This window comes from uncultured Citricoccus sp., assembly GCF_937871995.1.
In the GTDB taxonomy this organism is placed as follows: domain Bacteria; phylum Actinomycetota; class Actinomycetes; order Actinomycetales; family Micrococcaceae; genus Citricoccus.
Map to the genome: position 1 here is coordinate 1 of NZ_CALMQR010000003.1, position 5954 is coordinate 5954.

Genomic DNA, 5954 nt, shown 5'->3' on the forward strand with positions numbered 1-5954 from the left:
TTCGAGCAGATCTTCAAGAACGCCCTGACCGGCATGCCGATCGGCGGTGGCAAGGGTGGGTCCGACTTCAACCCGGCCGGCCGCACGGACGCCGAGATCATGCGCTTCTGCCAGTCCTTCATGACCGAGCTGTACCGCCACATCGGCGAGTACACCGACGTCCCGGCCGGTGACATCGGCGTGGGCACCCGGGAGATCGGCTACCTGTTCGGCCAGTACAAGCGCATCACCAACCGCTTCGAGTCCGGGGTGCTCACCGGCAAGGGAATGTCCTGGGGAGGGTCCCTGGTCCGTCCGGAGGCCACCGGCTACGGCGCCGTGATGTTCGCGGACCAGATGCTGCGCACCCGGGGTGGCTCCATGGACGGCCAGACCGTCCTGGTCTCCGGCTCCGGCAACGTGGCGCTGAACGCCATCGCCAAGTCCCAGCAGCTCGGGGCCACCGTGCTGACCGCCTCCGACTCCTCGGGATACGTGGTGGACGAGGCCGGGATCGACCTGGAGCTGCTGCGCGAGGTCAAGGAGGTCCGGCGCGGCCGGATCGCCGAGTACGCCGAGGAGCGCGGCGGCCGGTCCCGCTTCGTGGCCGACGGTTGTGTCTGGGACGTGCCCGGCACCGTGGCCATCCCCTCGGCCACGCAGAACGAGCTGGACGACAAGTCCGCGCTCACCCTGATCGACAACGGGCTGGTCGCCCTGGCCGAGGGCGCCAACATGCCCTGCACCCAGAAGGCCACCGAGCACATGATCCATGCCGGGGTGCTGTTCGGCCCGGGCAAGGCGGCCAATGCCGGCGGCGTGGCCACCTCCGCCCTGGAGATGCAGCAGAACGCCAGCCGGGACACCTGGAGCTTCGAGTACACCCACGACAAGCTCGAGCAGATCATGACCGACCTGCACGACCGCTGCCTCGAGACCGCCGACCGCTACGGCACCCCGGGCAACTACGTGGTCGGGGCGAACATCGCCGGTTTCGTCAAGGTCGCCGACGCGATGCTCGCCCAGGGCGTGATCTGACCCTCGCACGGTCGGACCACCGGCGGCCGGGGACGGCCCGGGGCACTCGCGGCTGACCGCGAGACCCGGGGGTCCCCGGCCGCCGTTCGCGTGAGCAGCCCCGGGGCCCTACGGGGCCAGGTGCGTGAGGGTGTGCTTCTGGTCCTCGCTCAGCCGGACCGGGCGGCCGGTGGCTGAGTCCACGAAGACCATCGTGGAGGTCGCGGTGACGCACTCGGTGCCGTCCACCCCATCGCGCAGCGAGTAGGCGATCTCGATCGAGGCCCCCTTCGCGGCGGCCACCCAGACCCACGCGCGCACCGGGACGTTGCGGTACTCCAGCGGACGCCGGTAGCGGATGCGGTGCTCCGAGATCAGCACCTGCACGCTGTCCGGCATCCCGTCCAGCAGGTTCACCGGCGCCCCGGCGCCCGGCGCCCCGGTCCCGGCAGGCACCCCGAACGCCAGGATGCGCACCTCCTCGAGGATCGCCGCCACCTGCACGTTGTTGACGTGGCCGTAGGCGTCCATGTCCCCCCAGCGCACGGGCACGTCCACGCGCACGGCGGGCCCGCCGCCGTCGGGACGGTCCTCGGTCCGGCCGGTCAGGCCGTGGCCCGGCTCAGCGGGCATCGTCCAGCTCCCGGGAGTCGGCGTCCAGGCCCGGTTCCTGGGCGTTGCGCGGCCAGGTCAGCAGCGCGGCGCGCCCGGTCTCGAGGATGCCCAGTTCCTCCAGCTGGCGGGACAGCGCCGCCCCGTCCGGGCCGTAGCACCACGGCACCCCGGGAGTGGTCTCGCGGGTGTCCGTGGCGCGGCCACCGGCCAGCAGGGCCTGGGACGGCGTCAGCTGACGGATCACGATCGCCTTCACCTTGTCCGGGTGGCGGCGGGCGAAGTCCGCGTAGATCTCCGGGTCGTGCTGGCCGTCGTCACCGATGAGCAGCCAGCGGATCTCCGGGAACTCCCGGGCCAGCCGGTCCAGCTGGGTGACCTTGTGCTCCAGCCCGGACCGGAACCAGCGGTCCTCCGTGGGACCCCAGCTGGTCAGCAGCAACGGGCCGGAGGGGTACAGGTTGCGGGACAGGAAGCGGGACAGGGTCTGGGCCACGTTCCACGCACCGGTGGAGAGGTAGACGACCGGGGAGGTGGGCTGCTGTTCCAGCAGGCGGTGCAGCATGACGGCCATCCCGGGAGTGGCGGTGCGGGCGTGCTCGTCCAGGACGAAGGAGTTCCAGGCCGCCAGCATCGGCCGGGGCAGGTAGGTGACCACCACGGTGTCGTCGATGTCCGAGACCACGCCGGTGACCGTGCCGTCCTCGACGATGTACACGTCCGAGGTGGCCGGCTCGCTGCCGTCCGAGGTGAGGGTGACCGTCTGCCAGCCCGGCTCCATCTCGACCTCCACGCGGGCGTCCACCACGCCGCCGCGGTCGGCGCGCACGGTGAAGGTCTTCCCGCCCGCCAGCACCTTGACCTCGGCGTAGGGCACGGGCGGGGAGGTGAAGTTGTGCCATCCGCGCAGGCCGTCCTCGACCACCCTGGACAACCGGCGGCCGTTCTCGAAGGCGTCGTCCGGCGCCATCACCACGCGGGAGAACACCCGGATCCAGGAGGTGGTGCCGTAGCCGGTGAAGGACAGCACGGTCGGTTCGTGCCCGCGCCGCAGGGCACCGGCGTAGCGGAAGCGGTGCCACCGGTCCTGGACCAGCGTCGCTATGTGCTCGGTGACCAGGGTCTCCCGGTCCTCGATCAGCGGGGACGGCACGGCGTCCGGGGCAGGCGGGGATGCAGGAGTCCGATCGGCCATAGGATCCAGTATCCCTCACCCGCGCACGTGTGGTTCACCACGTGCGGGCAGGGGCGCCGGGGCCCTCGGGGGCCCCGCTAGGCTGGCGCCATGCCCACCTCCGTTCCCGCCCCCCGTGAGTTGCGGCGCGTCGCCGCCGAGGCGGCCGCCGCCTGCGCACCACGGCTCGTCCGGGCCTTCCGTTCCACTCCCGCCGACCTCGACCTCTCCACCAAGCGGAACACCCACGACCTGGTCACCGTGCACGACGGGGCGACCGAGAACGAGCTGGTGCGGTTGCTCGGCGCAGCCGTCCCGGGCAGCCGGTTCGTCGGGGAGGAGGGGGGCACGCGCGGGCCGGACGGGGTGGACGAGCACGCCCTCACCCCGGTCGAGGCCGGCGCGGCGGCCGCGCCGCACACCCTGGAGTGGATCATCGACCCGATCGACGGCACGGCGAACTTCGCCCACGGCTTCGCCATGTTCTCGATCTCCGTCGCCGCCGCCGTGGACGGCGTGGTGGTGGCCGGCGTCGTGCTGGACCCCGTGAACGGGCTGGAGTTCTCCGCGGACGACGACGGTGCCTACCTCAACGGGCAGCGGTTCGGGTCCCGGGGGGCCGGGGCTCCGGCGGCCGGCCCCGGTGGGCAGGACGCGGTCGCGCCGGTCGAGGCGCCCGCACCGGACGAGCATTCCCTGAACCTGGTGACGTCCTATCCCTCCGCCGAGGCCCTGGACGTCGACGGCCCGGTGGCGCTGGAGCGCTTCGGCCGGCTCGTGGACGCCTACGCCACCGTGCGGCGCACCGTCTCCGGCGCCCTGGAACTGGCCTACACGGCCATCGGCTGGGCGGACGTGACGCTGGGGGTGGACACCAATCCGTGGGACGTGGGCGTGGGCCAGCTCCTGGTGCGCCGGGCGGGCGGCCACTACCTGGCCCGCTTCTACGACACCGACGGACCGGAGCGGCGCGAACCCCACCTGGCACCGTGCTACGTGGCGGTGGCCCCCGGGCGGACGGCACCGACCGCGGTGCGCGTCCTGGAGGAGACGGTCACGGCCCGCCGGGCGGCCGGGCACCGGACGGCCGGCGTCCGGGGCTGACCGGGCATCCACCCCTTGATGCAGGACGGTCCGGCGTGCCTAGGGTGTGCCATGACCGTGAACAGGACGGGGACGACCGTCCTGGCCCGCGGCCGGCCGGAGAGTGACGGCGGCCCTAGCCGTGGAACCCCCTGCGCACGATAATGAAAGTGCTCGCTGACAGGGACCTTAAAGTCCCTCCGGACGACGCCGGGCGGGCGCTGACCCCGTGAGGGAAGAAGGAGACCGGGCCATGATGTTCGAACATGCCGACGACGAGCCGATCCTGGTGCTGGACGAGGATCAGTGCTGGAGGGTCCTGGAGAACACCCGGCACGGCCGGCTCGGGCTGCGGGTGAACGACGAACTCGACCTGGTCCCGGTGAATTTCGTGGCCCGGGACAAGCGGATCTACTTCCGGACGGCACCCGGCAACAAGCTGGCGGAGCTGACCATCAATCCCAAGGTCATCTTCGAGGCGGACGGCATCCTCTCGGACGAGGCCTGGTCGGTGCTGGCCCGCGGCCACGCCCGGGTGCTCGAGAAGGACGAGGAGATCGAATTTGCCGAGTCCCTGAGTATTGACCCCTGGGTCCCGACGTATAAGGATTTCTACGTAGAGGTCAACGTCAACCGGGTCACCGGTCGGCACTTCGTCTTCGGTGAGCATCCAGAGCGCTTCGAGTAGCAGCCGGATGGACACCAAAACACCTGACCCCCGGCAGCTGACGCGCTAGCCGGGGGTCAGGTGCGTCCGGGGCCCGGATCAGCCCCTCGCGTCCTCCACGTGGCTCGGCGCCCACATCCGCAGCCGGGTCTGGACCACGACGACGTTCGGCCCCTCCGCGGCCAGGGCGCGTTCCAGCGCGGGGCCCACCTCCTCCACCGCCACCTGCTCGGCCGGGATGCCGAAGGACCCGGCGAGGGCCACGAAGTCGGGACGGTCCAGTTCGGTGGCGGTCGCCTGGCCGAAGGTGTCCTCCATGTAGGCGCGCAGGATCCCGTACCCGCCGTCGTCCACGATCAGCCAGGTCACCGGCGCGTGGTGCTGGCGGGCCGCGGCCAGTTCGGCGATCGAGTACATGGCGGAACCGTCACCGGCCACCGCGAGCACCCGCGCGTCGGTCCCCCGCCTGCCCTGCCGCGCCAGGCCCATCGCCCCGCCGAACGCGGCGGGGAAGGCGTATCCCAGCCCGCCGGCACCCTGGGCCGAGTGGAACTGCCCGGACCTGGCGTCCCACACGTTCCAGGCCCAGTAGGCGGCGATGGTCATGTCCCAGTAGGTCTGCATGGCCTCGGGCACCGCGGCGCGGACATCCGCCATGAACCGTCGCTCCCGGTGCAGGTCCTGCCCGTTAAGTCGCTCCTGGACGCGGCGGTTGACCTCGGCCACCACCTGTGCGGCGCCGCGGCCGTGCCAGTCGGACCGGGCCCAGCCGCCGGGCGCGCCGGTCTCCTGGCCCCCCGCGGCCGCCGCCGACCGTTCCAGCGCCTGCGCGAGGGCCGCGAGCGCCTGGCCGGCGTCCGCCCGCACGCCGAGCGTGGGGAAGTTCGACTCGAGCACGCGCGGCTCGGCGTCGACCTGGATGAGCCGGCCGCGCGGTTCCAGGGTGAAGTAGTTGGAGGTGACCTCACCGAGGGACGAGCCGATCACGAGCAGCACCTCGGCGTCCTCGAGCACCTCGGTGACGTAGCGGTCCTCCACCCAGGAGCCCAGGGAGAGCGGATGGTCCACGGGGAAGGCCGAATTGCCGCCGGGGCTGCACACCACCGGGGCGTCCAGCAGCTCGGCCACGCGGCGCAGCTCGTGCAGCGCCCCGGGCCCGGACCGCCGCACTCCCCCGCCGGCCACGATCGCGGTGCGGGCCGAGGAGGCCAGCCAGCGCACCGACTCCGCCACCAGTTCCTCCCGCGGCGGGTGGTCATAGGGGACGGCGAGCGCGTCCTGCACCGGCGGGACCAGGACCTCGCCCAGCAGCACGTCCTGGGGCACCTCCACCCACACCGGTCCCTGCGGCACGGTGATCGCCTGGGCCCAGGCGTCCTGGATGGCCGAGGGGATGCCCGAGGCGTGGTGCACGGTGACCTG

The 5954-nt window shown here is 72.2% G+C and carries 6 protein-coding genes; 3 read left to right on the forward strand and 3 right to left on the reverse strand.

Annotated elements, in window-relative coordinates:
• A partial coding sequence (gene gdhA / locus Q0283_RS00060) for an NADP-specific glutamate dehydrogenase (protein ID WP_298041853.1) occupies positions 1–1017 on the forward strand: 1017 nt, incomplete at its 5' end.
• A 108-nt stretch (positions 1018–1125) separates the two neighbouring features.
• Here gdhA and Q0283_RS00065 read toward each other — a convergent pair.
• Positions 1126–1629: a thioesterase family protein gene (locus Q0283_RS00065; protein ID WP_183523445.1), complete on the reverse strand. Its 504-nt coding sequence runs from the start codon at positions 1627–1629 to the stop codon at positions 1126–1128.
• Positions 1619–2803 (reverse strand): App1 family protein, encoded by a 1185-nt coding sequence (locus tag Q0283_RS00070; RefSeq protein ID WP_221243327.1) that lies wholly within the window; start codon positions 2801–2803, stop codon positions 1619–1621. Before Q0283_RS00070 ends, Q0283_RS00065 begins: the two co-directional genes overlap by 11 nt.
• Positions 2804–2893: 90 nt before the next feature.
• Here Q0283_RS00070 and Q0283_RS00075 point away from each other — a divergent pair, with 90 nt between their 5' ends.
• Together Q0283_RS00075 and Q0283_RS00080 are read left to right on the forward strand one after the other, a co-directional pair.
• Positions 2894–3886: an inositol monophosphatase family protein gene (locus Q0283_RS00075; protein ID WP_183523444.1), complete on the forward strand. Its 993-nt coding sequence runs from the start codon at positions 2894–2896 to the stop codon at positions 3884–3886.
• 232 nt (positions 3887–4118) lie between these two features.
• Positions 4119–4553, forward strand: a complete 435-nt coding sequence (locus Q0283_RS00080) for a pyridoxamine 5'-phosphate oxidase family protein (protein ID WP_183523443.1) — start codon at positions 4119–4121, stop codon at positions 4551–4553.
• A 78-nt stretch (positions 4554–4631) separates the two neighbouring features.
• Here Q0283_RS00080 and Q0283_RS00085 read toward each other — a convergent pair.
• Positions 4632–5954, reverse strand: a 1323-nt coding sequence (locus Q0283_RS00085; protein ID WP_298041855.1) for a thiamine pyrophosphate-binding protein, incomplete at its 5' end; no start/stop codon positions are given.